The sequence below is a fragment of the Arthrobacter ginsengisoli genome (genome assembly GCF_031456935.1).
Taxonomy (GTDB): domain Bacteria; phylum Actinomycetota; class Actinomycetes; order Actinomycetales; family Micrococcaceae; genus Arthrobacter; species Arthrobacter ginsengisoli.
The window spans coordinates 18,168-43,923 of record NZ_JAVDVQ010000013.1; the positions used below are offsets into that span (position 1 = coordinate 18,168).

The following is a 25,756-nucleotide window of genomic DNA, read 5'->3' on the forward strand; positions in this document are numbered from 1 at the left end:
GTGGATTGCCGTGTCAGGCCCGGACCGTTTCCCGGCGTGTTGCTCTCGTGTCATGAAACAGGGGTATTCGAATTCCGCTGCGTGCCGGCTACTCGGCATCCACCGGCACACAGGCCACCATTGGCTGAACAGACGAAAAGGCCAACGGCCTGCTTCGCCAAGACTTCCAGGAAGGAACGGACCTCAGCGCCATTGACGAAGCTGAGGTCCATCTCGCGGTCGATGAAGTCAATGGCTGGCCCCGAGCCATCCTCGGAGGGGTCAGTGCGATCGACAGATTCGCTTTCCGCGAGGGTGGAGCATGAACGTGACAAATCGCAACTTCCGCTAGGGTGTCGAATATGGGTCCGGCAGCCGTGCGAAATGTAAAGACAGTGGCGCTGGCTCTCCTGGTCCGGGCTGTTTCGACCGGTGCACTGCTGGGCGCGTGTATCAGCGCGGTCATATCAGCGATTTCGACCGTTCAGGCGGTCCTGTATCCGGAGCAGTTTGGGCCCTGGGGCATGAATGGTGGCCAGATTTTCTTCATGGCCATGGTTGGGCTCGTTGTCGGAGCCGTTGCCGGACTGGCAACGGGTGCCGGTTCCGCAGCGGCGCTTTGGATTGACGCCACTACGTCCTCCACTGGCAGGATTCGGAGCCGGCTTCGCCACAGTCTCCGGGTTGCTGGCAGCCTTTCATACTCGTCGGCTTATCCGCCGATACCATTCCACCGGCCAAAGCAGGCCCCCTGAACGTTCGGCCGAGTACAGGGCCACGGCCAGGCGCGTCCAGTCTTTAAAGCAGAAATGCTCCCGCGCTGGATTTACGTCTGGGGGGTTTGAAGGAGATTCAACATGGCCTCCAGCTGGGAAATGAGCTGGAGCCGAGTGCTGGTGCCGGGGGCGAGGGCAACGCTGATTTGCGCCCCAAGAAGCATATTCATAAGGATTCCGGCAAAGTCTTCATCGCTCACCGTCGAGAAGGTCTCTCCTGCAGCCCGGGCATCCCTCAAGTGGACCAGGATTCGTTCGCGCCATAGTTCCATCGACCGTTCGTGGAGCGCTGACTTAGACGTATCTCCCAAGGCGCGTTGCCAGAATCCGATCACGATCCGGGCTTCGCTCTCCTTCTCTTCATCCAGCGGGAGCACCTCGTGGCAGAACACACGGAGAGCGGCCAGGCCGGTATTGATTCCGGTGGCCGTGTCGATCCTTTTGTTAGTTTCGTGAAAGACATGCTCGAAGGCAAAAGCAAGCAGATGCTCTTTACTGCCGAAATAGGGCTTGAGGGCACCATTGGCGAATCCGGCCTCAGCTGCGATTTCTCGCATGGTGGCGCCTTCAATGCCGTCGCGGGCAATGAGCCGCCACGTGGCACTGACCACATCTGCACGCCGCTGGTCATGATCGACAATTTTCGGCAAGGAGACCTCTCTCTACCCGACGCTTTTCCCTGGACTTCCTCTAGGGTAGTCGCACCCTCGTCCGGCGCCCTTGGGCGGCAGCCTTGGCTCTGTCCATTCAAGCGAAGAACGGGGTAATGCGGATCGGCATCCCCCGTCCCATGACAGGGGACGGAGGATGCCGCGCAGGAGTCCAGCTATTTATTGCTAATTGACCCGAACTTCGTCGCAGTCCGGCGCCTGGAGATCATACTCGTTCTCCCCCGGAGTGCCTTCGCCGCCATGGCCGATGTACTCGTAAACAGCCGGAGACTTGATTTTCAGGTGATGGCCCCACCACAATCCGGCGGCACCGGGGACGATCGCGATAGCCGGCAGCACCCAGGACAGAGGCGATGGGCCGGAGGATCCGATAAGAACATCGAAGTTCGCCAGGATAAGCACGAACACGCCTCCGAGAGCCAGCGCGCTTAGCACCGGGGCAATGACAGTGGTCCAGAGGGCAAGCTCATGGTCGTTGCGGCGGAAGTATCCAATGACAGCCAGCGAAACCAGAACCAAGAGTAAAACGAGTCCGGCGGCGGCGGAGTTCGAAAGCCACGTAAAAAGGGTCAGAACCGGAAAGAGCGGACCCAGATCGGATGCATTGCCGGCAACAGCGAACGCCACGATGACGATCAGCGCGGTTATGGATTGAGCAACAGATCCGGCGACAGGCGCATGGGTGCGGGGGTTCACATAAGCCAGTCGCTGAGGCACCACGTTTTCCCTCGCCAGCGAGAAGACGTAGCGGGCCACAGCATTGTGGAATGCCAGGAGCGCCGCAAAGAGACTCGTCAGAAACATCATCTGCGCAAGGTCAGCCATGAGTGTCCCGACGTTTTGACCTAGAAAAGCAAACAGCAACCCGGGGCCTAATTCCCTAGACGCCGCCACGATTTGGCCAGGGCCAGTACCGGTCATCATGGCCCAAGCGGAGAATGCGTAAAAGACGGCGATAATGGCTACAGATATATACGTTGCCCGGGCAATGGAGCGTTTCGGGTCTTTCGACTCCTCGCTGTAGATCGCCGCCGATTCAAAACCCATGAAGCTGGCAATACTGAATGCCAAGGCAGCGCCGACTCCGGCGGTAAACAGATCGCTTGGCATGAGGCCCGTCGCCGAAACCCCTTCCGGCTGGACAGCAAATGCGGCAACGTCGAAGACGATGACTGCAAGAAATTCCAATCCCACCATCACGGCCACTACCCGCACAGAGAAATCAACCTTGTTGATGCCGAGCCACGCGACCACCAAGAAGGCAACTCCGGCAGTTGCCCACCACGGGACATCCGCCCCGGTCTTCTCATTGATGAACGTAGCCGAAGCAAAGCCGAAGAGGCCATAGACGGCGATTTGGATGGAATTGTACGCGGTGAGGGCTACGAAAGAAGCTCCTACACCGGTCCTCTTGCCAAGGCCCTGGGCGATGTACGCATAGAACGCCCCGGCATTTCGGATTCGCGAACTCATGGCGGCATAACCCACGGTAAACAGGGTCAGGCAGGCTCCGAGCACAAGGAAGGAAAGGGGAACACCGAGCACCCCTGTAACCGCAAAGTTGGCAGGATAACCGCCGGCGACCACCGTGAGCGGTGCCGAGGCGGCAATGGTCATGAAGACCAAAGCGGGAACACCAAGAGTGCGCCGGCTCAAGCCCGGCGGTTGGGCAACGGCAGGGACTTGCGGAGATTCGTGGGACATTTTCAGCCTCCGGGGAATAGTTGAGGTGATGACGCAGAGGGTCTCCATTGACCGACTCTGCATGGCTTCTTTCCTGCAAAATATGGGGTGGCCGACCAGTGACCACGCAGTCCGGGTTCGTCAGGAACGGGACGCGTGATCACGTTGCCGTTCTTTGCCGGAGGAGGAATCGGGTGGGCCGCCCGGCCGGGGTCAGCCGTTGATGACCTGCGGAACGCCGAGGGCCTTGAGGCCTTCGACGCCGAATTCGAGTCCGTAGCCGGATTGCTTGGAGCCGCCGAAGGGAATCATGGGGTTGACCATGCCATGGGCGTTGATCCACACGGTCCCGGCTTCGAGACGCGCCGCGACCTTGCGGGCTTCGGCGGGGTCGGCGGACCAGACGGAGGCGCCGAGCCCGACGTCGAGCGCGTTGGCCTTGGCCACGGCGTCGTCCACGGTGGTGTAGCGGATGATGGGCAGTGCGGGCCCGAATTGCTCCTCGGCGACCAGCGGGTTGTCGTTGTCGACGTTGGCGACGAGGGTGGTGGGGTAGAAGTATCCGGGCTGGTCAGGGTCCGGGTTGCCGCCGAGCAGGATCTTGGCGCCGGAGTCGCGGGCGGCTTCCACGAGCCTGGCGACGATGTCGTACTGCTGGCGGTTTTGCAGCGGGCCGAGCACGTTGTTCTCGTCGAGCCCCACGCCCATGGGCATGGCGGCGGCGACGTTGGTGAGGGCTTCGCAGACTGCGTCGTAGATGTCGGTGTGGACGTAGAGGCGCTTGAGCGCGGCGCAGGTCTGGCCGGTGTTGATGAAAGCGCCCCAGAACAGGCCTTCGGCGATGGCCTGGGGGTCGGCGTCGGGCAGCACGATGCCGGCGTCGTTGCCGCCGAGCTCCAGGGTGAGGCGTTTGACGGTGTCTGCGGAGGACCTGATGATGGCCTTGCCCGTGGCGGTGGAGCCGGTGAACATGATCTTGCCGATCGCGGGGTGTCCGGCCAGGGCCTCGCCGACGTCGCGGCCGCCGGAGACCACCGTGAGGAGGCCCTCGGGGAGTTCCTGGTTGAGGATTTCGACGAGGGCCAGGACGGACAGCGGGGTGTATTCGGAGGGCTTGACCACCACGGCGTTGCCCATCCGGAGTGCCGGCCCAATCTGCCAGATGGTGATCATCATGGGCCAGTTCCAGGGCCCGATCGCGCCGACGACGCCGATGGGCCGGTAGTGCAGTTCGGCGCGGGTCTCGCCGTCGTCCACCACGGTTTCCGGCTCCATTGGAGTGCCGGCGGCGGCGCGGAGCCAGGCGGCGCAGCCGCCGACCTCAAACCGGGCATTCGGGCCGTTGAGCGGTTTGCCCTGCTCGCGGGAGAGCAGCCGGGCGAGTTCTTCGGCAGAGCGTTCGACGGCGTCGGCGGCCCTGAGCAGGGCGGCGGACCGGGCGTCGTGGCCCAACGCTGCCCACGCCGGCTGCGCGGCCTGGGCGCTGGCGACCGCTCGCTCAAGGTCCTCAACAGTGTGGACGGGTGCCTCCCCGACGGGCTGCCCGGTGGCGGGGTTCAGAATTGTCCGGCTGGATCCCGGCGACGGTTCCATGGTGCTGGTGGTTGTGCTGGTGCTCATCGTGCTCCTTTTAGGGGGAGGAAGGGGTTGCCCGTGTCACGGGGGAGGTTTTGCTGGTGGCCATCGGCGCACTCCGCGCGCTCTTAGCGCGCTGCCGTCACTGTCCGGCACATTCTGCCGTGTGACACAACACACATTAGAAGCTCCGTCATCTTTTTTCAACACCTGTCGAAAAAAAATCTCAGGGCCCGTCTTGCACTTGTGGGCCGGGTCACAATCGCGTATTATCTACAGTCATAGAAAAACAATGTTTCGAAGTCGAACCGGAGGATCCATGCGAACTTCAGTACTGCAAACGGCCGTCCGCCACGCGTTGGCGTCCCCTGACGAAATCCATGAAGCTCAGTCGCTGTTGAGTGCTAACGGCCTGCTGGGACCGGAGAAGCGAATCGCTTATCTCGGCCTTCTGGATCCGTCGCGGGGGCAGGAAGCGGAGGACCGTCGGTTCCGCGCGTTCATCCATGACGTGTCGGGTGCTGCGCCGACGGACGCGGTTGTTTCCGTTTCCACGGGGACGCTGATCTCCGCCCTGGAGCTCGACACAACAGTCACCGGAGAGCTTCCCGTACTGGAGGAGGAGTTCGAAATTGTCGAGCAGCTCCTGGCCGAGGACGAACGGTGGCTCAAGTCCTTGGCCGCCCGGAACCTGGATGTCAGCAAGGTCCGCGTCGCCCCGCTGTCCGCCGGTGTTTATGAGTACCCGGAGGAGAGGGGCCGGCGCATCCTCCGAGGGCTTGCCTTCGTGCAGGATTTTCCCGAGGACAGCGCGTGGGCGCACCCGGTCGATGGCCTGGTTGGATACGTCGACGTCGTTAGCAAAGCCGTGACCCGGGTGATCGACACCGGCATCTTCCCTGTGCCGGCTGAACACGGCAACTACACCGATCCGGAGCTGACCGGCCCGCTGCGGACCACCCAGAAGCCCATCAGCATCACCCAGCCGGACGGGCCCAGCTTCACCGTCTCCGGAGGAAACCATGTGGAGTGGGAGAAGTGGAGTCTCGACGTCGGCTTCGACGCCCGCGAAGGCATCGTGCTGCACAATATCGCCTTCCGTGACGGCGAACGGCTCCGGCCCATCATCAACAGGGCTTCCATCGCCGAGATGGTGGTTCCTTACGGTGATCCGTCGCCGATCCGGTCCTGGCAGAACTACTTCGACACCGGCGAATACCTGGTGGGCCAGTACGCCAACTCGCTCGAACTGGGTTGCGACTGCCTCGGCGACATTACCTACCTCAGCCCGGTGGTCAGCGACGCGTTCGGCAATCCGCGGGAGATCCGCAACGGCATCTGCATGCACGAAGAGGACTGGGGCATCCTGTCCAAGCATTCAGATATGTACACGGGCATCAACTACACGCGCCGCAACCGCCGCCTGGTGATTTCCTTCTTCACCACGATCGGCAACTACGACTACGGCTTCTACTGGTACCTCTACCTCGACGGCACCATCGAATTCGAGGCCAAGGCCACCGGCGTCGTCTTCACCTCCGCCTTCCCCGACGGCGGATCGGACAACATTTCGCAGCTCGCTCCGGGCCTGGGCGCGCCGTTCCACCAGCATATCTTCAGCGCCCGGCTGGACATGGCCATCGATGGGTTCACCAACAGGGTCGAGGAAGAGGACGTCTTGCGGCAGGCCATGGGGGTTGGAAACCCCCGCGGCAACGCCTTCTCCCGCACGCGCAGGGTCCTCACCCGGGAATCAGAAGCCGTCCGCGAGGCCGATGCCGCCAATGGCCGCACCTGGATCATCTCCAACCCGGAGTCCCGGAACCGGCTCGGCGAACCCGTCGGATACAAGCTGCACTCCCAGAACCAGCCCACGCTGCTGGCCGACCCGGACTCGTCCATCGCACGCCGCGCCGCGTTCGCCACCAAGGACCTCTGGGTCACCCGCTACGCAGAAGAGGAGCGCTACCCCACCGGCGACTTCGTCAACCAGCACAGCGGGGGAGCCGGCCTGCCGGCCTACATCGCCCAGGACCGCGACATTGACGGCCAGGACATCGTGGTGTGGCACACCTTCGGGCTGACCCACTTCCCCCGGGTGGAGGACTGGCCCATGATGCCGGTGGACACCGTCGGCTTCAAGCTCCGCCCGGAGGGCTTCTTCGACCGCAGCCCCGTCCTGGACGTGCCCGCCAGCTCGCAGCCGTCCTCCGGCTGCCATGGCGATGGCGACGCCGGCGGACACTGCCATAGCTAAACGCCTTCGCGTCAGGAATCACGAAATGACCACGACGGCGGGACGGGTCCGGTCAGCCGGACCCGTCCTGCACCCGCGAATCTGCGCAGCCCTTACGGCCGTGTCCTGCCTCGTGCACCTGTGGCTTGCGGCCTCGGGACACCACGACGCCTGGCTCGGCGCTCTCATGATTGCTCTGGCCGCCGTCTGTGTCCCCTGTACGGTGCACATCTGGCGTCACAGCAGAAGGGGAGCCCTTCATCAGGTCACCATTTCGGCCCTGGTGATGGTGTTCCTGCATACCGTCTTGCTACTCGGATCGGGCGGCGCCGGTCACGCCCACGGCGGGGGACCGGCGTCGAAGGTTGTGGACACCTCCGGCGCTGCTGAACTCTTGCTGGTCATCGGGCTGGAACTCACGACGGCGTTGCTCGCCGCGACGCTCGTTGCCCGGCTGAGGACTCGCGTCCTGACCGAGGGCGAATGTTAGGTGCCGGCAGGCGCGACTTCCGTCCGCAAGAAGTCGTCCGAACGCCCGGCTCCGTCAGTTGGCGTCGTGCGTTTCGTCCAAGCATCCGAGAAGAAACCGAAAAGCGCGCAGCAGTTCTGGTCGTGACCGGGTCCGCGGGGCGCGCCGGCGTTGTGGTTCAGGCGATGGCCGCGGCGGGCGGGGTTCCGAGATCGCGCCGCAGCTGCGGTGAGGCCTCCAACCTGTCCTGGGCAGACCGCAGCGCCGCCACCGCGGTTTCGAGCTGCTCCGGCGGCAGGGTGAACGGCACCCGAAGATGGTGCTCGAACGCGCCGCCGGTGCCGAAACGGGGTCCTGCCGCGAGCCGGATGCCGAAGTCCGGGGCCACCACGGCGAGTGCGGTGCTGATCGGGGCCGGCAGCCTGCACCATACGGACAAGCCGCCATCGGGCCGTTCGGCCTCCCAGCCCGGCAACCGTTCGGCGATGAGGTCCAGCAGTGCATCCCGGTTCTCCCGCAGCGAGGCCAGCCGCGCCGGGAGCGGTTCGGCGAGCGCGTTGACAAGGTGGGCCGCGGCGAGCTGTTCCACCACCGGACCGCCGAGATCCATGGTGGTGCGGGCGGCGGCGAAGCGCTGGATCAGGGATTCCTCGGCCCGGATCCAGCCGGTCCGCAGCCCGGCCCAGTGCGACTTGCTGAGCGAACCGATGGAGACCACGGCGGGGCTGAACGCGGCCAGCGGCGTGGACACGGCGCCGTCGAGGTTCAGCTCCCGCAGTGTCTCGTCGACAACGAGGACGGTGCCCGCTGAGGCCGCGGCCCGGACCAGGCGGCGCCGCTGGGAGTCGGGCATCAACCGCCCGGTGGGATTGTGGAAGTCCGGAACCACATACGCCATTGCGGGCCGCTGCTGCATCAGCGCGGTCTCGATCGCCTCCAGGTCCCAGCCCGGACGGGCACCGGAGCGGGTCTCCGCGTGGGCGGCGGGCATGGCCACCGGCACCAGCCGGCAGCCGGCGGCCCGGATGGCGTCGATCGCATTGGGGTAGCTGGGGTGCTCCACCAGGACCTTGTCGGACCGGCCGGCCAGTGTGCGCAGCACGATGTTCAGGGCGTGCTGCGCACCGGAGGTCACCAGTACCTGCCGCGCCGTGGTGGGTACCCCGGCCGCCGAATAGTGGCCCGCGATGGCCTCCCTCAGCGCGTGCACACCGAGTGCGTCGTAGCCGAAGCCGGGCAGCATTGCCGGAAGTTCGGTCAGGGCGGAGGCGAATGCCCGGTGCACCACCTCTCCGCTGGCCGGCAGAGAGGCGTAGGCAAGGTCGAGAATTCCGTCCGGAACGGCCAGGCCGGGAGCGCCGCTGAGGTTCGCACGGACGCCGCCGCCGCGGCTGCCGCGCGGACCGGCCTGCGGGATGCACGTCCGGCCGCGGCTGCCCTGGCCGCTGCTGAGGAAGCCCTGTTCGCGGAGCAGGGAGTAGGCGGCGGTGACGGTCGTCCGGCTGACACCGAGCGTCGCGGCCAGGGCCCGTTCGCTGGGCAGCGCAACCTCGAGCGGCACGCGGCCGTCGAGGACGAGAAGGCGGACGACGTCGGCGAGCTCCCGGTAGGCCGGGGCGGCACCGAGGTTCCACGCACCGAGCAGTCGGGACAACGCACTGGGACTTAAAGATCCGGACATGTGGCCAGTATTTCAAACTGGCTCTGGAATGCAAGGCCAGTTGTCGGGGAGGATGGGGACCATGATGACCCGCAGGCTCCTTCAGCTCCTAATCGGACTCGCCATGTACGGCATGTCGCTGGCCATGTTCATCCGCGCCGGCCTCGGTCTGGACCCGTGGGACGTGTTCCATCAGGGGCTCGCGGTCAAGACCGGCCTGAGCATCGGCACCGTCGTGGTGATCGTCAGCTTCCTAGTGTTGCTGCTCTGGATCCCGCTGCGGCAGTGGCCGGGGATCGGCACGCTGTGCAATGCCGTGCTGGTGGGCGTCTTCGCCGACGTCGGGCTGGCGCTGATCCCTGAGTTCTCCCACCCCGGCGGGCAGGCCGGCATGCTCGCGGGGGCCATTGTGCTCAACGGAATCGCCTCCGCCTGCTACATCGGTGCCCGGCTGGGACCCGGTGCCCGCGACGGGCTGATGACCGGACTCGCGCAGCGTACCGGCTGGTCCGTGCGGACGTCCCGGACGGGCATTGAAATTGTGGTGCTGGCCGCGGGCTGGGTGCTCGGCGGCTCCATTGGTATCGGGACCGTGCTCTACGCCGTGGCGATCGGCCCGCTGGTGCAGCTCCTGCTGCAGCGGTTCACCGTTCCGGAGCTGACGAAGCCGGAGCTGCCGGTGGCGGCGCCCGATCCGGCCGTCACCGCGCCCTAGGTTCAGTCCGGCAGCGGCTGGCACCCCGGGCAGTAGTAGATGTCCCGCTCCTGGGTGCCCGGAGCCTTGGCGAGGACTCCGCGCCGCACCGGCGTTCCGCACTTCAGGCACGGCTGGTGTTCGCGGCGGTAGACCCAGTAGCCGGGCAGCCCCGAAGTGCGGCCCACGGCCACGCCTCTCGGACCCAGGACAGTGGTCCGGCGCCCTGCCCCCAGGTTGGCTTCCAGCAGCAACTTGGCGTCCGTGATTATGGCCGCCACGTCCGGCACGGCCGAGACGGGTGCCGCCGGATGCACGCCGGAGAGGAAGCAGGCTTCGCAGCGGTAGATGTTGCCGATCCCCGCGAGGTTCCGCTGGTCAAGCAGGGCGACGCCGATCGGGACCTCCGGAGCGGCACGGATCCGCCGCTCCGCCTCGGCCGGTTCCCAGTCAGGCCCCAGCAGATCCGGGCCCAGGTGCCCGACGATGGAGTCCTCCTCCGAGGTGCGGACCACTTCGAGGATGCCGAGCGAGAACCCGACGGCGTCTGCCGCGGCGGTGCGCAGCACGCAGCGGGCGGTGAAGCCGGGCTTCCGCCAGCGGCCGCCCGGAGGGTAAACCTGCCAGGCGCCTTCCATCTTGAGGTGGGAATGGATGGTCAGCCGGTCCGGTTCCGCCGGGACGCCATCACGGGGCCGTGCCGGGCCCTCCAGCCGCATCAGCAGGTGTTTGCCCCGCGGGACCACTTCGGTCACCGTCCAGCCGCCCAGTTGGAGCGTCGCGAACCGCGGGACGCGGAAGTCGGAGGAGATGAGCTGCTGGCCCGCGAGTGCGGCATGGAGCTGGGCGGCCGCGCGGAAGACCGAATCGCCCTCAGGCACGGATCCTCAGTCCCTTGGGCGTGGAGTAGGCCCCGGCGTGGGCCAGGGCTGCGGCGACGGGCGTGTCGAGAATGCCGTGGCCGTTGACCTTCTCCATGATCAGTTTGTCCACCGCGCCCCTGGTGACCACGCTGACCAACGCCGCGCCGGCCGCCGCAAGGACCCCGGAATCCTGGCTGAAGGCCAGCAGGGTCTTGCCGCCGCGCTCCACGTAGAGGACCAGGGCGCCGTCGACCAGTACGACCAGGGCGCCGGCCTTCCGGCCCGGACGGTGGCCCGTTCCCGCTTCGACGTTCAGTGCGGGCCAGGGCAGGGCTGCGCCATAGGGGTTGGCGGGGTCCGTCGCGGCGAGGGCCAGGGCCACCGGTTCAGGTTTGTGCAGCTCCGTGTCGTCGGCGTAGGAGCGCAGCCGGTCCACCGTCGCGGGAACGGCAAACTGTGCCGCGCCCAGGTGCTCGATGAAGTAACCGCGCCGGCACCGGCCGGCTTCCTCCAGCCGGGCGAGGACCTTGTACATCAGCCCGAAACCGCCCAGGATGTTTTCCGCCATGACCGAGCCCCGGGTGACCACGCCATACCGGTCCAGCAGCAGCTCGGCGGTGGCCCGGGCGTGGATGGTGGCATCCAGTTCCGGGGCCGGGGCCGGGAGCGCGGACCAGCGGCCTGCGGCCAGCGGGGGAGTGGGTGAAACGCCAGTGACGGAGCCGTACCGCCCGCCGGTCAGCCCGGGGGATCCGAGCAACCCGGTGCCGTGGGCGCGGCCCAGCCGGCTCAACCTCGGGGCCCGGGCCCGGGGCGCGCGGGCGACCTGCCGGTGCGCGGTGTGGCCGCCGGCAATCATGGCCCGGACCGGGGCGAAGGTGTCTCCCGTGATCCGGCCGGCCCAGGCAAGGTCCCAGAGCGCGGAGACGACATCCTGGTCGCTGAGCACCGAATCCATGCCGCCGGCGACTTCTGTCAGCTGCCGGAAGAAGTAGCCGCCGCCGTTGTTGCGCAGGTGGTCCAGCAGCCGCTGCTGGGAGTCGCCGGGCGCGAAGTCGATGGCCGGGTTCAGGGTCAGTTCCGCTGAATCGGCCAGATGCAGGCTGATCCAGCCGTCGTTGCCGGGGAGCGCACCGGCGCCGGACCAGAGCACTTCGCCGGCAGCCATGAGCTCATCGAGCATGGCCGGCCGGTAGTCGGACACCCGGCTGGCAAGGACCAGGGGTTCCCAGGCGGACGCCGGGATGGGCACCCCGGACAGCTGGTCGACGGCCGTGATGATCCCGTCCAGCCCGCGCAACGCCGACTGCCCGCGTTTGCCCGGGACACGGACGTTCTGCCAGGCCGGCAGGAAGCGGCCATAGGCGGCGGCATCCACGGGCTCGACCTCGGCGCGCAGCGCGGCCAGCGAGCGGCGGCGGAGCTTGCGCAGGACGTCGGCATCGCACCATTCACTGACTCCGGCCAGCGCCGGGGCCAGCGGCACGGCGGTCCCGGCGCCGGAGGCCGAGGCGCCGACTTCGGCTTCCGGAGCCGGTGCCGGCGGGGGCGCGGCATGCGGGCGGAACTCGCCCTCCACCACCCGGCCGTCCGCGGCGAGCCGCTTCAGCGCGGTGCCGACGACGGCGACGCCGAGTCCCAGCCGGGCGGCCGCCTCGGCGGAGGTGAACGGCCCGTGCGTGCGGGCGTAGCGCGAGACGAGGTCACCGAGCGGATCGGCGACCGGCTCGATGAAGGCCAGGGGCACCCCCATCGGCAGCGGCACACCGAGGGCGTCGCGCAGGCGGGCGGCGTCCTCCACCGCGGCGTAGCGCTCGGCGCCGCCGATGTTGACTTTGATGGCGCGGTTGGCGCGCTGGAGCGCCACCAGGTGTGCGGCGGCATCGGCGACCGGGGCCGTGGCCTCGACCGCGGGTTCGGCGACCGCCGCCTCGACAACCTCAACCCCCGGGCCCGGCTCGGCCGGTTCAAGCCGGGCGGCGACGTCCTCCGGGGTCAGCGGGCCGAGCAGGCGGAGCAGGTCCGCGACGCCTTCGAGCCCGCGGACCTTCCGGTCCGGAGCAAGCCGCTGCAGCTCCAGCTCGGTGGCGTCAATGACCTTGGCATCGAGCAGCTCGCGCAGCTCGACCCGGCCGAGGAGTTCGTTCAGCAGGGTCGAATCGAGCGCCAGCGCGGCGGCCCGGCGCTCGGCCAGCGGGGAATCGCCCTCATAGAGGAACTGCGCGACGTAGCCAAAGAGCAGGGATTTGGCGAAGGGCGAGGGCTGCTGGGTGGTGGTCTGCAGGATCCGGAGCTCGCGCCGCTCAATGGATGCCGCGATGTCTTTCAGTGCCGGAAGGTCGTAGACATCCTGTAGGCATTCGCGGACCGTCTCGAGCACTATCGGGAACGTGGGGTACTTCCGGGCGACGTCCAGCAGCTGTGCGGAGCGCTGGCGCTGCTGCCACAGCGGCTGCCGTTTGCCCGGATTCTGCCGGGGCAGCAGCAGGGCCCGGGCGGCGCACTCACGGAAGCGGGAGGCAAACAGGGCGCTGCCGCCCACCTCCGAGGTCACGATCTGTTCGAGTTCCTCCGGATCGAACAGAAACAGCTCGGCCCCGGGCGGCTCGTCCTCCATCATCGGCACGCGCAGCACGATCCCGTCGTCGGCCGCCATTGCGGAGCCGTCCAGCCCGAAGCGCTGCTGCAGCCGCTGCCCGACGGCGAGGGCCCAGGGCGCGTGCACGGGCATGCCGAACGGGCTGTGCAGTACCACCCGCCAGTCGCCCAGCTCGTCGTGGAACCGCTCCACCACCAGGGTGGTGTCGCTGGGGACCACCTCGGTGGCCAGCTTCTGCTCCGCGAGGTACTGGATCAGGTTGTTGGCAGCGAAATCGTCCAGGCCGCTGGCCTTGCAGCGTTCCATTGCCGGTCCGACGTCGGACGCGGACAGCTCGCGCACGAACGCGCCCAGGGCGCGGCCGAGGTCCACGGGCCGGCCGAGGGAGTCGCCCTTCCAAAACGGGAGCTTCCCGGGCTGGCCGAAGGCGGGGGAGACCAGGACCCGGTCGTGGGTGATGTCCTCGATCTTCCAGCTGGTGGCACCCAGGGCGAACACGTCACCGACCCGGGATTCGTACACCATTTCCTCGTCGAGTTCGCCGACCCGCCGGCCGCCCTTCGCCGCTGCGGCGGCCGGGCTGGCCGCCCGGCCGTCCCCGCTCGCGGAGCCGGGGGATCCGGAGGAACCGGTCCCTTCCGTCTCGGTGCCGATGATGTAGACGCCGAAGAGCCCTCGGTCCGGAATGGTGCCGCCGGAGGTGACCGCCAGGCGCTGTGCGCCGGGGCGCCCTTCGATGGTGCCGGCGTTCCGGTCCCAGATGATCCGCGGACGCAGTTCGGCGAACTCGTCGGAAGGGTAGCGGCCGGCGAGCAGGTCCAGGGTGGCCTCGAACGCGGAGCGGGGGAGGGACGCGAACGGCGCCGACCGGCGCACCGTGGCGAACCATTCCTCCACGTCGATGGAACCCAGTGCCGTGGCCGCGACAGTCTGCTGGGCGAGGATGTCCAGCGGGTTCGCGGGGACGTAGAGCCGCTCGATCTTGCCGGCGAGCATCCGTTCCACTGTGATGGCGGTGTGCACCAGATCTGCGCGGTGCTTCGGGAACAGCACACCCTGGGAGATTTCGCCGACCTGGTGACCGGCGCGGCCCACGCGCTGCAGTCCGCTGGCCACGGACGGCGGGGATTCCACCTGCACCACGAGGTCCACGGCGCCCATATCGATACCGAGTTCCAGCGAGGACGTGGCCACGACACAGCGCAGCCGGCCGGATTTCAGGTCGTCCTCGATCAGGGCCCGCTGGTCCTTGGAAACCGAGCCGTGGTGGGCGCGGGCCAGGACCGGATCCGCGCCTGCCGTGCTGCCGGCCTGGGCCATCATGTGCGCCGGTGTCGCGGTGGACGCAGGCCGCGCCGACGGTGGCAGCGCGGGGGAGCCGCCGGCGGGTGTTCGCGCCGGCACGGACTCGATGTCGGGGGCCCCGGCGCCAAACTCGCCCCAGCCGCCGCCCGCCGCCATCAGTTGCCGCTCGGCATGGATCTCATTGAGCCGGGCGGTCAGGCGTTCGGCGAGCCGCCGCGAATTGGCAAACACGATCGTGGACTGGTTGGCCAGCACCAGGTCCACGATCTTCTCCTCCACGTGCGGCCAGATCGAGGCCTGCGGCTGCAGCCCGGACGCCGGACCCGAGTCGAACGCGCCGGCCGCGCCCTGCAGATCGGACATATCCTCCACAGGGACGGAGACTGTCAGGTCCCAGCTCTTCTTCGAGGGCGGGGCGACGATTTCCACCGGTGCGGAGCCGGCGAGGAACTGCGCCACCAGCTCCTTGGGCTTCACGGTGGCCGAGAGCCCGATCCGTTGGGCGGGTTTTGCGAGCAAGGCATCCAGGCGTTCCAGCGACACGGCCAGATGCGCGCCGCGTTTGGTGCCCGCGACGGCGTGGACCTCGTCGACGATGATGGTGTCGACCTCGCTCAGCGTCTCCCGCGCCTTGGACGTCAGCATGAGGAACAGCGATTCGGGCGTGGTGATCAGGATGTCCGGCGGGCTGTTCAGCAGCGAGCGGCGCTCCGACGCCGGGGTGTCACCGGAGCGGACGCCGACGGTGATCAGCGGCGCGGGCAGATCGAGGCGTTTGGCGGTCTGGGTGATTCCGATCAGCGGGGCGCGAAGGTTGCGTTCGACGTCGACGCCCAGCGCCTTGAGCGGCGAGATGTAGAGCACCCGGGTCTTGCGTTTGGGTGTCCTTCGCCGGGTGCCTTTCACGGCGTCCAGACCGGGCAGGCCCTCGGGCTCGGCGGGGGCTGAGACGAGCAGCCGGTCGAGCGCCCAGAGGAAGGCCGCGAGCGTTTTGCCGGAGCCCGTGGGGGCGACCACGAGGGCATGCGCGCCGGAGGAGATCGCGTTCCACGCACCGTCCTGGGCCGGGGTGGGCGCAGCGAAGGCACCCAGGAACCACTCCCGGGTCGGCCGGCTGAACCGGTCCATGGGGTCGGCCGCGAGTATCCCGCCGGCGAGCTCCTGCCGCTTCATTCCTCCATCATGCCTTAACCCGCCGACAGGAAATGGCGCGCCGTCCGGGAGCCAGGATCGCCGGGCAGCCGCCCGGCCGTCGGCGTGCGCAGGCAACCGGGGGCCGACACCGCCGGGGCGCGGTAGCGACAGCGCCGGGAGTTACTGGGCCTGGAAAACACCAATGGTGAGCAGCCTGGTGGCCGGGTCGCTGCAGGCGTCCCTGGGCTGGGCGATGAACAGCGAAGCGGTGTCTTCGGGAGGGTAGACCCGGAAACCGGCGGCCGGGGCCATCGTGCAGTCCGGGTGGTTGGCGGCCTGGCTGTAGCGCAGTGTGGCGGCCCCCGCCTGCCCGGGTGCGAGCAGGACGTCTGCGGCCGGAATGGATTCGTCGCGGGCCGCGGGGGCGCCGATCGGGGCGCCGTTGGCGTCGGCGGTGAGGGAGACGCCGGCAAAGCCCCGCAACAGGCATGGCTCGGTGCCGGAGTTCGTCAGGATCAGCTTCATGTAGATGCTGCCGGCCGCGCCGCCGCCGGTGGAATCGATCGAGGCCGTCAGGCCGGAGGCCTTGCACAATCCGGGGGCGGTGGTCGTGGGCTGCGCCGGAGCGGGGGCCGGGGAGATGGGGGCGGTGGCCGCGCCGGACGTGGCCGGCTGGCTCGCTGTGGTTGCGGGGGCGGGCGCCGCGGTGCTGGACGTCTGGGCCTGCGGCGTGCCGGTGCCGCAGCCGGCAAGGAAGAGCGCTGCCGCAGCTGCCACCGTCGTCGTGAATACCAGTCTGTTCGTGATTCGCTGAGCCGTCATGGCACCACCATCATTCCCGCCATGGCCTGAGTCAACGACGCCACGACGGTGGCGCCGGATTGATGCCCGGATTGTGATTTCCGGGCATCAATCCGGGTTAGCTACTCCTTGGGTGCGGAGTGGGGTCCGGAGCCCGGTGCCGAAGCGCGGACGGGGGCGGACGTGTTGCCCCGGCTCCGGGCCAGGGCCAGGCCGCCGAGGGCCAGGCCGCCAACGCCGGCGGCAAGTCCGGCCCAGCTCCGGGCCTGGGCGCCGTCGTCGCTCACGGCTGCGGCCTGGACGGGCGTCGCGGTGGTGTCCGCAGCGCTGGCGGCGTGGGCAGTGTGGCCATCAGCCGCGGCGGCGGTCACGGTGACGGACGGTGCCGGCGCCTTGAGCGAGTGCGGATCCTGCCCTTCGGCGGGGAGCTGCGACCAGTCGGTCTGGCCGGCCTCACAGTTCTGCAGCGTCGGGAAGTACAGGGTCTGGCCGGCGGCGTCGGGCAGTTTCACCGAAAGTACCAAGGCATCGCGGAGGGCGGGTTCCAAAGGTGCCTTGGCGGTGTAGACGATCTGGCTGGTCCGCTTGGTGATGGTGGTGCCGTCGGCGAGCTTCCTCGGCTCGGCCAGCTGTTCCGTGACCTTGGCGGCCGTCCAGTTCGGGTTGACCGTGGGCTGCGCATCGTTGAGTTCGGCGGGCAGGGTGATGGTCACTTTGGTAGTGCCGGACTCCTCGCAGCCGTGCGGGATGCCGAAGGTCAGCAGGGCGTACGTGTTGGCGGTGGTCTTGTCAGGGGTGACGCCGACGTGCGCCGAGGCGCCGGAGATGCCGGCGAGCATCAGGGCAGCGGTGCCGCCGGCGACAGCGGTGGCGGTGAGGGTGCGGCGCAGGACGGGGTTGGAGGAAATCTTCACAAGGGTTGCCTTTCAGGGGTGCGTCTGCCCGGGGCAGACGCTTAAGACGGGGGGCGACCGGGGCGGCAGTGCTGATGTTTTGGGCCCGATGGGGGCACCGCGGGGCCGCGGCCGGAAAGAATTAGGAAACTGCGACGGCGGCAGGCGGTCCGCGGCGGCAATCGCGCCGGAGGTTCCGCCACGGCAGCGGCGCGGACCCGCCCGGCCAGCCGGTGGCTGCCGGTACAACGACGGCGTCGGGCGTCACCGCAACGGGGAGCCGGAGCAGCGGCCGGAGCCAGGCCGCCAGGGACCACAGCGCCTGCTCGCCCTTGGCGAGCAGGGAAGCGCAGAGAAGCGTCGCCAGCGCGTGGCCGGCCAGCATCAGCAGGGAAAGTTCTGAATCCAGCCCCGACGCCGCGAGCTGGCTGTCAACGCCGGCCGGGAGCGGAACCGTTCCGAGGTGGTGCGGGGGGACGCCGCCGGCCGGTCCGGACGCGGCGCCGGCCAGTGCCGGGCTGCTGAAGGCGGTGAAGGCCTGATGCAGCACGAGTTGTCCGGCACCCAGCAGCCCCGCCATCGCGGGAAGGTTTAGCTTCAGCCGCGTCGCCGTGGTGGAAGCCAACCCGGTCAGGGCCAGCAGGGCGAGCAGGATGCCGGCGGACGGCAGCGCTCCGCCGGCAAGGGTGTGGGCCCCGGCCGCCAGCGACAGGACGGTGAATGCCACCATGGCTGAGCGCAGGGCGTGGAATGGTGCCCTGGCAGCGATGCGCATGGAACACTCCCTTCACCGGCGGCCATGGTTGCCCCCGCGGGGTCGTATTGGGTTGCGGGGCCGCTCCTGATCCTACCGGAGGGTTCTGCCGGGCGAAATGGGTCCCCGGGCGCGGGGGACTAGCTGGCACGCAGAAACACCCCGGTCCGAAGACCGGGGTGTTCTTGTCCGACTTGGGGTCAGATCACCGTATTAGCTGGCGGTGGCGCCGGCAGTGGCTGCCGCGCCGGCGAGCCGGAGCCAGGTGTCCACCACGGTGTCCGGGTTCAGCGAGACGGAGTCGACGCCTTCCTCGACCAGCCATTCGGCGAAGTCCGGGTGGTCGCTGGGCCCCTGGCCGCAGATGCCCACGTACTTGCCGCGCGCCTTGCAGGCCTTGATCGCCATGCTCAGGAGCTTCTTGACAGCAAGGTTTCGCTCGTCGAAGCTGCCGGCGACGATGGCGGAATCGCGGTCCAGGCCAAGGGTCAGCTGGGTCATGTCGTTAGAGCCGATGGAGAACCCGTCAAAGTAGTCCAGGAACTCATCGGCGAGCAGCGCGTTGGACGGCAGCTCGCACATCATGACGACCTCAAGGCCGTTTTCGCCGCGGCGCAGGCCGTTCTCTGCGAGCAGGCCGATAACGCCGCTGGCCTCGTCCAGGGTGCGCACGAACGGGATCATCAGCTTGACGTTGGTCAGGCCCATCTCGTTGCGGACGAAGGACAGGGCCTCGCACTCCAGGTCGAAGCAGTCCCGGAAGGACGGCTCCAGGTACCGCGAGGCGCCGCGGAAGCCGATCATCGGGTTCTCTTCGTGCGGCTCGTAGGCGGGCCCGCCGATGAGGTTGGCGTATTCGTTGGACTTGAAGTCGGACATCCGCACAATCACCGGCTCCGGCGCGAACGCCGCGGCGATCGTTGCCACGCCTTCGGCGAGGCGCTTGATGTAGTAGTCGCGCGGGCTGTCGTACGCGGCGATCCGCTCGCGGATTTCCGCCTTGACATCATCCGGCTGATCGTCCAGGTTCAGCAGCGCCTTGGGGTGGATGCCGATCTGGCGGTTGATGATGAATTCCAGCCGGGCCAGGCCAACCCCGTGGTTGGGCAGCTGCGCGAAGGTGAAGGCCTGCTCCGGGGTGCCGACGTTCATCATGACCTTGACCGGGGCCTCGGGCAGCTGGGTGATCTCGGTTTCCTCGACGCTGAAGTCGATGAGTCCCTCGTAGATGACGCCGGTTTCGCCGTCGGCGCAGGAGACGGTCACGTCCAGTCCGTCGGAGAGGACATCCGTGGCGGACCCGGTGCCGACGACGGCGGGAATCCCCAGTTCCCGGGCGATGATGGCCGCGTGGCAGGTGCGCCCGCCGCGGTTGGTGACGATGGCGGAGGCGCGCTTCATGATCGGTTCCCAGTCCGGGTCGGTCATGTCCGCGACGAGGACGTCGCCGGTCTTGAACGCGGCCATCTGGTCAATCGAGGTGAGGATGCGGACGCTGCCGGCCCCGATCCGCTGGCCGATGGCGCGGCCCTCGACGAGCACGCGGCCGGAGCCGTTGAGGCGGAAACGGCTCAGGCTGCCCGAGGTCCTGCGGGACTGCACGGTCTCGGGGCGCGCCTGCAGAATGTACAGGCCGCCGTCGATCCCGTCCTTGCCCCATTCGATGTCCATCGGGCGTCCGTAGTGGTTCTCGATGGCGACGGCGTGGCGGGCGAGCTGCTCGACGTCGTCGTCGGTGAGGCTGAAGCGGTTCCGCAAGGAGGCCTCAACCGGGACGAAGTCAATGGTGTGGCCGATTTCGCGGTTGCTCGTGTAGGTCATCTGGAGCGCCTTCTCGCCCAGCCCGCGCTTGAGGATGGCGGGGCGGCCGGCCTCCAGGGCGGGCTTGTAGACGTAGAACTCATCCGGGTTAACGGCACCCTGGACCACGGCCTCGCCGAGGCCGTAGGAGGAGGTAACGAAGACGGCGTCCTGGAACCCGGATTCGGTGTCCATGGTGAACATGACGCCGGAGGCGCCGACGTCCGAACGGACCATGCGCTGGATGCCGGCCGAGAGTGCCACCTCAGCGTGCTCGAACTTGTGGTGCACCCGGTAAGCGATGGCGCGGTCGTTGTAGAGGGACGCGAAGACATCCTTGATGGCGACGAGGATGTTCTCAATGCCGCGGACGTTCAGGAAGGTTTCCTGCTGTCCGGCGAAGGAAGCATCGGGAAGATCTTCCGCCGTCGCGCTGGAGCGCACAGCCCAGGAGAGGTCCTCGGAGCCGCCGTGCTTTTCCACCAGCTTCTGGTACGCGGCGCGGATCTGCGCTTCAAAGTCCGGCAGGAAGGGAGTCTCGCGCATCAGCGTGCGGATCTCCTGGCCCGCTGCGGCGAGGGCCGTCACGTCATCGGTGTCCAGGCCGATCAGCCGGTCGGCAATTTTCTGGTCCAGGCCCGAATCGGCCAGGAAGCTGCGGTAGGCGTCTGCTGTTGTGGCGAAGCCGTCCGGAACCCGGACGCCGGCAGAAGTCAGATTCTGCACCATCTCGCCGAGGGAGGCGTTCTTACCGCCCACCCGGTCCAGATCCTTGAGGCCGAGTTCTGAGAACCACAGGATGTCTGTCGTCATGGTTGCTGCTCCTTTGCAGATGGTGGCAGGCCAAAATGGCCGCCCCGCGTGTGGTGGTCACCGGTTATTGGGCACAAGTCCTGTCCACAGTGACAGGTCCGGGCCGGTGTTTCCAACCTGATGTGTCCCACACAACATTTGTTAACCGGTGACTTAGTGCTTGAGGTTCATCTTTTGGAGGATGGTGGCGGCCATTTCCTCCACCGAGACGCTGGCCGAATTGAGGTACGGGATCCCGTGCGACACGTACAGCCGCTCGGCGCTGCGCAGCTCGAAGCCGCACTGCCGCAGCGAGGCATAGGGCGAGCCGCGGCGGCGTTCGGTGCGGACCTGGCTCAGGCGCAGCGGATTGGTGGTGAGGCCGAAACACTTCGACACGAACGGCCGCAGCGGCCGGGGGAGTCCTTCGCGTTCAAAGTCCTCGTCCACCAGCGGGAAGTTGGCGGCGAAGATGCCGTGCTGCAGCGCCAGGTACATGGTGGTGGGCGTCTTGCCGCAGCGGGACGGGGCCACCAGGATGACCTGGGCCTTTTCGAGCGCGCGCAGGCTCTGGCCGTCGTCGTGCTCCATGGCGTATTCGACGGCGGCCATCCGCGATTGGTAGCGGGCGGCGTTGCCCAGGCCATGGGCCCGGCCCGGTTCCCCGCTGGCCGGTGTGCCCAGGGCGCTCTCCAGCACGCCGACATGGGTTCCGATGAGATCCACGATGATCCCCTTGCAGGTGGCCAGCGTCTGGCGGATATCGCTCCCGACGGCGGTGGAGAAGACGACCGGCCGCAGCCCGTTGGCCGCCAGGTTGTCGATCACCTTTACGACGGCCCGGGCCTGTTCGATGGTGGTGATGAAGGGGACTGTAATGCGGTCAAAATCGTTCGCGGGGAACTGCGTCAGCAAGGTGTTGCCGAGCGTTTCTGCGGTGATGCCCGTACTGTCCGAAAGGAAGTAGACCGGGCGGGGAGCGTCATTGGTCATGATCGCATTGTGCACCAGTACGCGCCGCCCGTCCTTTCGTGACGCACTTGACGCGCCGCCGCACCGGACTGCCGGCCGGGAGTAGGCTGTGTCCCACGTCACCAAAGGAGCCCGCATGAGCTACAAATACCGGACCGTCAGAGTCCGCGGTACGGACCTGGTCGGAACCATTGCCCGCCGGCATGGGGGTGCGCCCGAAATCTACGAAACCTCGAAGGACCCGAGCACCTCCGTGGTTCCCGTGTTCTTTCCGGAGACCGGAGAAGTCCGCTTCTTCGACCGGTCGGTGCTGGAGGACGTGGTGAGCCCGGCCGGCTGAAGAACCTCTGCGGGCACAACCAGGCAGGTCCGGGTCCGATCAACCACAGGAAAACCAAATTTTCAAGTCAAATGGCGCCTATTGCCCGCCTGGGATTCGCCGTTTACTCTTGCGTTGGGATCTGGCCCGGGCATCTTTCTGGGGAGAGACCAATTCGGTGTTCCGATCGAGCCGGATTCCGTAAAGGCTGGCTCCATGGTCTCAAAACGATGGAGCCAGCTTGCAGGACTATTCAGCCGGATCGACACCCTGAGCCGGGGGATGCCCTGGGACGTAGAAAACCGCACTCTGCCATTTAGTTAGCCTTATCCAAGGGAATCACTTTCCTTCTTCATGAAGTAGTCCACGCCGGTGTATCCCCCGTCCGCGACGATGGACGCCCCGTTGACGAACGATGCGTCGGCACCGAGAAGAAATGCCACAAGTTTGGCTATGTCATCGGGCGTCCCATTGCGGCCCAGCGGAGTAAGGCTTGCCGCTTCGTAGGATTCTTCGGTAATGCCGTTGTCGATCCAGCCGGGAGTAACGGCATTGACTCGAACTCCTCGGGGGCCAAGGACGTTGGCGAGACTTCGGGTGACAGAAAGAAGAGCCGCTTTGCTGGCCGAGTAGGCGATGCTCCTGAAGGAGCAGATAAACGCATCCGTGCTGGCTATGTTCACGATGCTCCCGCCGGGGCCCATATGGAGGCCGATTTCCTGGGAAAGGATGAGGGGCGCGGTGACATTTACCTCGAAGGCCCGATCCCACGCATCAAGCGAAAATTTCCCAAAAGCCTCCTTTTCGAGGACGCCGGCATTGTTGACGAGAGCATCGAACGAAAATTCACTCCGGATCTGGCGAGCGAAGTCCAACGATCCGGATCTGTTGTTCATGTCGAGCTGGCGTATTTCCACCCCATGCTTGCGACTCGACTCCCTGGCCTCTTCGAGGCCCGTGTTGTAGGTCGCAACTACAGTCCAGCCGCTTTCTGCGAGATGTTCGGCGATGGAGCGGCCAATGCCGGGCGCCCATGTAAGAGCCGCATGAACATCCGAAAACTAGGGCCACAACCAGGAGCGGAGGGCGCTGCCTGACTGTCTCAGGCGGGGAAAGAGGGCCCGAATTTGGCTGGGCGTAGGGTGGAAGTTAGACGAAAGGAACACTTCATGAAGAAAATCCTCATGGTCCTGACCAGCGTTTCCGAGATCGGCGATACCGGAGAGAAGACCGGCTACAACGTGGCCGAAGCTGCACATCCCTGGAAGGTCTTCAAGGATTCCGGGCATTTCGTCGACTTCGCGTCCATCCAGGGCGGCCAGCCCCCGCGCGACGAGGTGGACCCAGAAGATCCCATCCAGGTTGCCTTCACGGAGGACGAGACCACGCGCGCCGGTCTCTACAACACTGCCCGCGTCGACGTCGTTGATCCCGGCCAGTACGACGCCGTCTTCCTCGTGGGCGGCCACGGCACCATGTGGGACTTCCCGGACAGCGAAGGCTTGCAGAATCTGGTGGCCAGCGTCTACAACGCCGGCGGTTTGGTGGGCGCGGTCTGCCACGGGCCGGCCGGCCTGCTGAACGTGGAATTGGAGAACGGGTTCCGCCTCGTCGAGGGCCGGAAGGTGGCCGCCTTCACCAACGACGAGGAAGTTGCCGCCGGGAAGGACAAGGTCATCCCGTTCTTCCTGGCAGACCGACTTGAGGAACAAGGCGCCACCCACGTCTCCGCTGATGTCTTTGAGGAGAAGGTCGTCGTTGACGACCGGCTGGTGACCGGCCAGAACCCGGCCTCAGCCGCCGGCGTGGCGAAGGAGATGGAAAAGCTCTTCGCAGAGGTCATCCACCAGGAAAAAGCCGAGGAACAGCACGAGACGGAGGCTCTGCGCGCCGAGAAGGACGCCGGGAAAAACGCCAAGAAGGCTGCGGCAGAAGCGGAGCACTAACACCAGCCACACTGTCCACTCACCGAGGGGTGCACCGCTGCGTTACTGCGTGACGAATTCCTGGGCAAAGCAAAACCCCCGCTTCCCTTGTTTATACGGGAAGCGGGGGTCTTGCTACTTGGCGGTGACGGTGGGATTTGAACCCACGTTGGCTTTCACCAAACAACATTTCGAGTGTTGCACCTTCGGCCGCTCGGACACGTCACCAACCTGAATAGGGTACCGGAGCAAAGCGCTGATCCACAAAACGGGCCCAGACCCGGGCCCAAAACGGTGCGAAAGAGGCCGCGAGCGCCGCCCGGCAGGACCGTGACCGGCGGCGCGCCCGGACCGGCGGCCCTTCCGCGCGACTGGGCAGGGGGACTAGATTCGTCAGCAAGATGACTAAACCGGACAAGCAGCCAGCACAGCACACCACAGCCACCGCATATTGGACCGTCGGCCCCGAGAAAGGGGAGCTCCGGCGCGAGGGCCTGGCAGCCCCCGGCCCGGGCGAGGCGCTCGTTCGCACCTTGTTCTCCGGGATCAGCAAAGGCACTGAACTCGTCGTGCACAACGCCCGCGTGCCGGAATGTGTGGCCGAGGAAATGGCAGCCCCGAACCAGGAAGGCTCCTTTCCGTCTCCGGTGAAATTCGGCTACCTCTCCGTCGGCGTCGTCGAGGAGGGCCCGGCCGACTGGCTGGGCAGGACGGTGTTCTGCCTGTACCCGCACCAGGACCGCTACGTCGTCCCGGTGGAGTTGCTCACGGTGGTTCCGGACGACGTTCCTGCCCGCCGCGCTGTGCTGACCGGCACGGTCGAGACCGCCATCAACGGGATCTGGGAGGCCGGGCCCCGGCTCGGTGACCGTGTCGCCGTGATCGGCGCCGGCCTGGTCGGGGGCATGGTGGCCAAGCTCCTGGGCTCCTTCCCGCTCGGGCGGCTGCAGCTGGTGGACGTCGACCCGGCCAAACGGGCGTTCGCCGAAGCGCTCGGCGTGGAGTTCAGCCACCCGGATGACGCGCTGGCTGACTGCGACATCGTGATCCACTGCTCCGCCTCGGAGGAGGGCCTCGAGCGTGCCCTGCAGCTCGCGGGCGACGACGGGGACGTCATCGAGATGTCCTGGTACGCCGACCGCAAAGTCACCGTCCCGCTGGGGGAGGACTTCCACGCCCGCAGGCTGTCCATCCGCGCGAGCCAGGTCGGTGTGGTGGCCCGTGCGCGGCGCCACCGCCGCACCAACGCCGACCGGCTCCGGCTCGCCGTTTCGCTGCTGAGCGATCCCGGGTTCGATGTGTTCCTCACCGGCTCGTCCATCCTCGACGAGTTGCCCGAGGTCGTCCAGCAGCTCTCCGACGGCACCCTTGGTGCTCTCTGCCACGTCATTCAATACCCGGACAGCGACCACCCTGCCACCGCATCAACCACAACAGAAGCCACGAGGTAATCCGTGTTCAGTCTGACCGTCCGCCGCAACTTCATGATCGCCCACAGCCTCCCGCGCCCCGTCTTCGGCCCCGCCCAGGGCATGCACGGCGCCACTTTCGTCACGGAAGTGACCTTCCGCCGCCGGACCCTGAACGACGACTCGATCGTGCTGGACATCGGCGAGGCCGGCGAGGTGCTGGATTCGATCCTCGAGGGCATGAACTTCAAGAACCTCGACGAGCACCCGGACTTCGCAGGCAGGCTCAGCACCACCGAGGCCCTGGCCCAGTACGTCGCCGACGCCGTCGCGGCCAGAATCCGCACGGGTACTGATGGGCGCGAGCTGGCCGGCCTGGAGGTCACGCTGCGCGAAACCCCCGACGCCTGGGCCAGCTACGCGCTCGACTTTGAGGCCAGCTAGGGC

General features: G+C 67.0%; 20 protein-coding genes and 1 tRNA gene. 8 read left to right on the plus strand and 13 right to left on the minus strand.

The annotated features are described in order from the left end of the window. Positions 1-52: 52 nt before the first annotated feature. Positions 53-196 (plus strand): helix-turn-helix domain-containing protein, encoded by a 144-nt coding sequence (locus J2X01_RS22045; protein ID WP_374724976.1) that lies wholly within the window; start codon positions 53-55, stop codon positions 194-196. Between the two features lie 609 nt (positions 197-805). Here J2X01_RS22045 and J2X01_RS14715 read toward each other — a convergent pair. The 3 genes from J2X01_RS14715 to J2X01_RS14725 form a co-directional block, all read right to left on the minus strand. Beyond that, positions 806-1,405, minus strand: a complete 600-nt coding sequence (locus tag J2X01_RS14715) for a TetR/AcrR family transcriptional regulator (protein ID WP_310058841.1) — start codon at positions 1,403-1,405, stop codon at positions 806-808. 186 nt (positions 1,406-1,591) lie between these two features. After that, positions 1,592-3,178: an APC family permease gene (locus J2X01_RS14720; protein ID WP_310058843.1), complete on the minus strand. Its 1,587-nt coding sequence runs from the start codon at positions 3,176-3,178 to the stop codon at positions 1,592-1,594. 144 nt (positions 3,179-3,322) lie between these two features. Next, entirely contained in the window at positions 3,323-4,729 is a 1,407-nt protein-coding gene (locus J2X01_RS14725; protein WP_310058846.1) for an aldehyde dehydrogenase family protein, read from the minus strand. Between the two features lie 274 nt (positions 4,730-5,003). Between J2X01_RS14725 and J2X01_RS14730 the strand changes: the two genes are divergently transcribed. Further along, positions 5,004-6,941 carry a primary-amine oxidase gene (locus J2X01_RS14730; protein ID WP_310058848.1) on the plus strand — a complete coding sequence of 646 codons (1,938 nt, stop codon included), beginning with the start codon at positions 5,004-5,006 and terminating at the stop codon, positions 6,939-6,941. Positions 6,942-6,966: 25 nt separating this feature from the next. Continuing rightward, the gene (locus J2X01_RS14735) at positions 6,967-7,410 is read left to right on the plus strand and encodes a hypothetical protein (RefSeq protein WP_310058850.1); all 444 of its coding nucleotides are present in this window, start codon (positions 6,967-6,969) and stop codon (positions 7,408-7,410) included. A 157-nt stretch (positions 7,411-7,567) separates the two neighbouring features. Here J2X01_RS14735 and yczR read toward each other — a convergent pair whose 3' ends face one another. Beyond that, positions 7,568-9,070, minus strand: a complete 1,503-nt coding sequence (gene yczR, locus J2X01_RS14740; RefSeq protein ID WP_310058852.1) for a MocR-like transcription factor YczR — start codon at positions 9,068-9,070, stop codon at positions 7,568-7,570. 61 nt (positions 9,071-9,131) lie between these two features. Between yczR and yczE the strand changes: the two genes are divergently transcribed. Next, positions 9,132-9,764: a membrane protein YczE gene (gene yczE / locus J2X01_RS14745; RefSeq protein WP_310058854.1), complete on the plus strand. Its 633-nt coding sequence runs from the start codon at positions 9,132-9,134 to the stop codon at positions 9,762-9,764. A gap of 2 nt (positions 9,765-9,766) precedes the next feature. Here yczE and J2X01_RS14750 read toward each other — a convergent pair whose 3' ends face one another. From J2X01_RS14750 to J2X01_RS14780, 7 genes are all read right to left on the minus strand, one after another. Further along, positions 9,767-10,624, minus strand: a complete 858-nt coding sequence (locus tag J2X01_RS14750; RefSeq protein WP_310058856.1) for a DNA-formamidopyrimidine glycosylase family protein — start codon at positions 10,622-10,624, stop codon at positions 9,767-9,769. Continuing rightward, on the minus strand, positions 10,617-15,683 hold the full coding sequence (locus tag J2X01_RS14755; RefSeq protein WP_310058858.1) for an ATP-dependent helicase: 5,067 nt from the start codon (positions 15,681-15,683) through the stop codon (positions 10,617-10,619). The genes J2X01_RS14750 and J2X01_RS14755 overlap by 8 nt, the downstream gene beginning before the upstream one ends. Positions 15,684-15,824: 141 nt before the next feature. Continuing rightward, a complete protein-coding gene (locus J2X01_RS14760; protein ID WP_310058861.1) occupies positions 15,825-16,466 on the minus strand; it encodes a DUF4232 domain-containing protein in 642 nt (213 codons plus the stop codon). Positions 16,467-16,567: 101 nt separating this feature from the next. Further along, positions 16,568-17,284 carry a YcnI family copper-binding membrane protein gene (locus tag J2X01_RS14765; RefSeq protein WP_374724978.1) on the minus strand — a complete coding sequence of 239 codons (717 nt, stop codon included), beginning with the start codon at positions 17,282-17,284 and terminating at the stop codon, positions 16,568-16,570. Between the two features lie 196 nt (positions 17,285-17,480). Continuing rightward, a complete protein-coding gene (locus J2X01_RS14770) occupies positions 17,481-18,113 on the minus strand; it encodes a hypothetical protein (RefSeq protein ID WP_310058867.1) in 633 nt (210 codons plus the stop codon). 192 nt (positions 18,114-18,305) lie between these two features. Beyond that, positions 18,306-20,705, minus strand: coding sequence for a phosphoenolpyruvate synthase (gene ppsA, locus J2X01_RS14775; RefSeq protein ID WP_310058869.1), 2,400 nt, complete (start codon positions 20,703-20,705; stop codon positions 18,306-18,308). A 153-nt stretch (positions 20,706-20,858) separates the two neighbouring features. Then, positions 20,859-21,677 carry a pyruvate, water dikinase regulatory protein gene (locus J2X01_RS14780; protein ID WP_310058871.1) on the minus strand — a complete coding sequence of 273 codons (819 nt, stop codon included), beginning with the start codon at positions 21,675-21,677 and terminating at the stop codon, positions 20,859-20,861. Positions 21,678-21,792: 115 nt separating this feature from the next. Here J2X01_RS14780 and J2X01_RS14785 point away from each other — a divergent pair, with 115 nt between their 5' ends. After that, complete coding sequence (locus J2X01_RS14785; RefSeq protein WP_310058873.1) at positions 21,793-21,996, plus strand: hypothetical protein; 204 nt, start codon at positions 21,793-21,795, stop codon at positions 21,994-21,996. 305 nt (positions 21,997-22,301) lie between these two features. On the opposite strand, the gene J2X01_RS14790 is transcribed toward J2X01_RS14785, so the two are convergent. After that, positions 22,302-22,997, minus strand: coding sequence for an SDR family NAD(P)-dependent oxidoreductase (locus J2X01_RS14790; RefSeq protein WP_310059073.1), 696 nt, complete (start codon positions 22,995-22,997; stop codon positions 22,302-22,304). A gap of 147 nt (positions 22,998-23,144) precedes the next feature. On the opposite strand from J2X01_RS14790, the gene J2X01_RS14795 reads away from it, so the two are divergent. Continuing rightward, positions 23,145-23,921: a type 1 glutamine amidotransferase domain-containing protein gene (locus J2X01_RS14795; protein ID WP_310058876.1), complete on the plus strand. Its 777-nt coding sequence runs from the start codon at positions 23,145-23,147 to the stop codon at positions 23,919-23,921. Positions 23,922-24,040: 119 nt separating this feature from the next. Here the strand turns inward: J2X01_RS14795 and J2X01_RS14800 are convergent. Next, a tRNA-Ser gene (locus tag J2X01_RS14800) sits at positions 24,041-24,128 on the minus strand. Between the two features lie 173 nt (positions 24,129-24,301). Here J2X01_RS14800 and J2X01_RS14805 point away from each other — a divergent pair. Together J2X01_RS14805 and J2X01_RS14810 are read left to right on the plus strand one after the other, a co-directional pair. After that, positions 24,302-25,351, plus strand: a complete 1,050-nt coding sequence (locus tag J2X01_RS14805) for a zinc-dependent alcohol dehydrogenase (protein ID WP_310058878.1) — start codon at positions 24,302-24,304, stop codon at positions 25,349-25,351. A 3-nt stretch (positions 25,352-25,354) separates the two neighbouring features. Beyond that, entirely contained in the window at positions 25,355-25,753 is a 399-nt protein-coding gene (locus tag J2X01_RS14810) for a 6-pyruvoyl trahydropterin synthase family protein (RefSeq protein WP_310058882.1), read from the plus strand. The last annotated feature ends 3 nt before the right edge of the window (positions 25,754-25,756 follow it).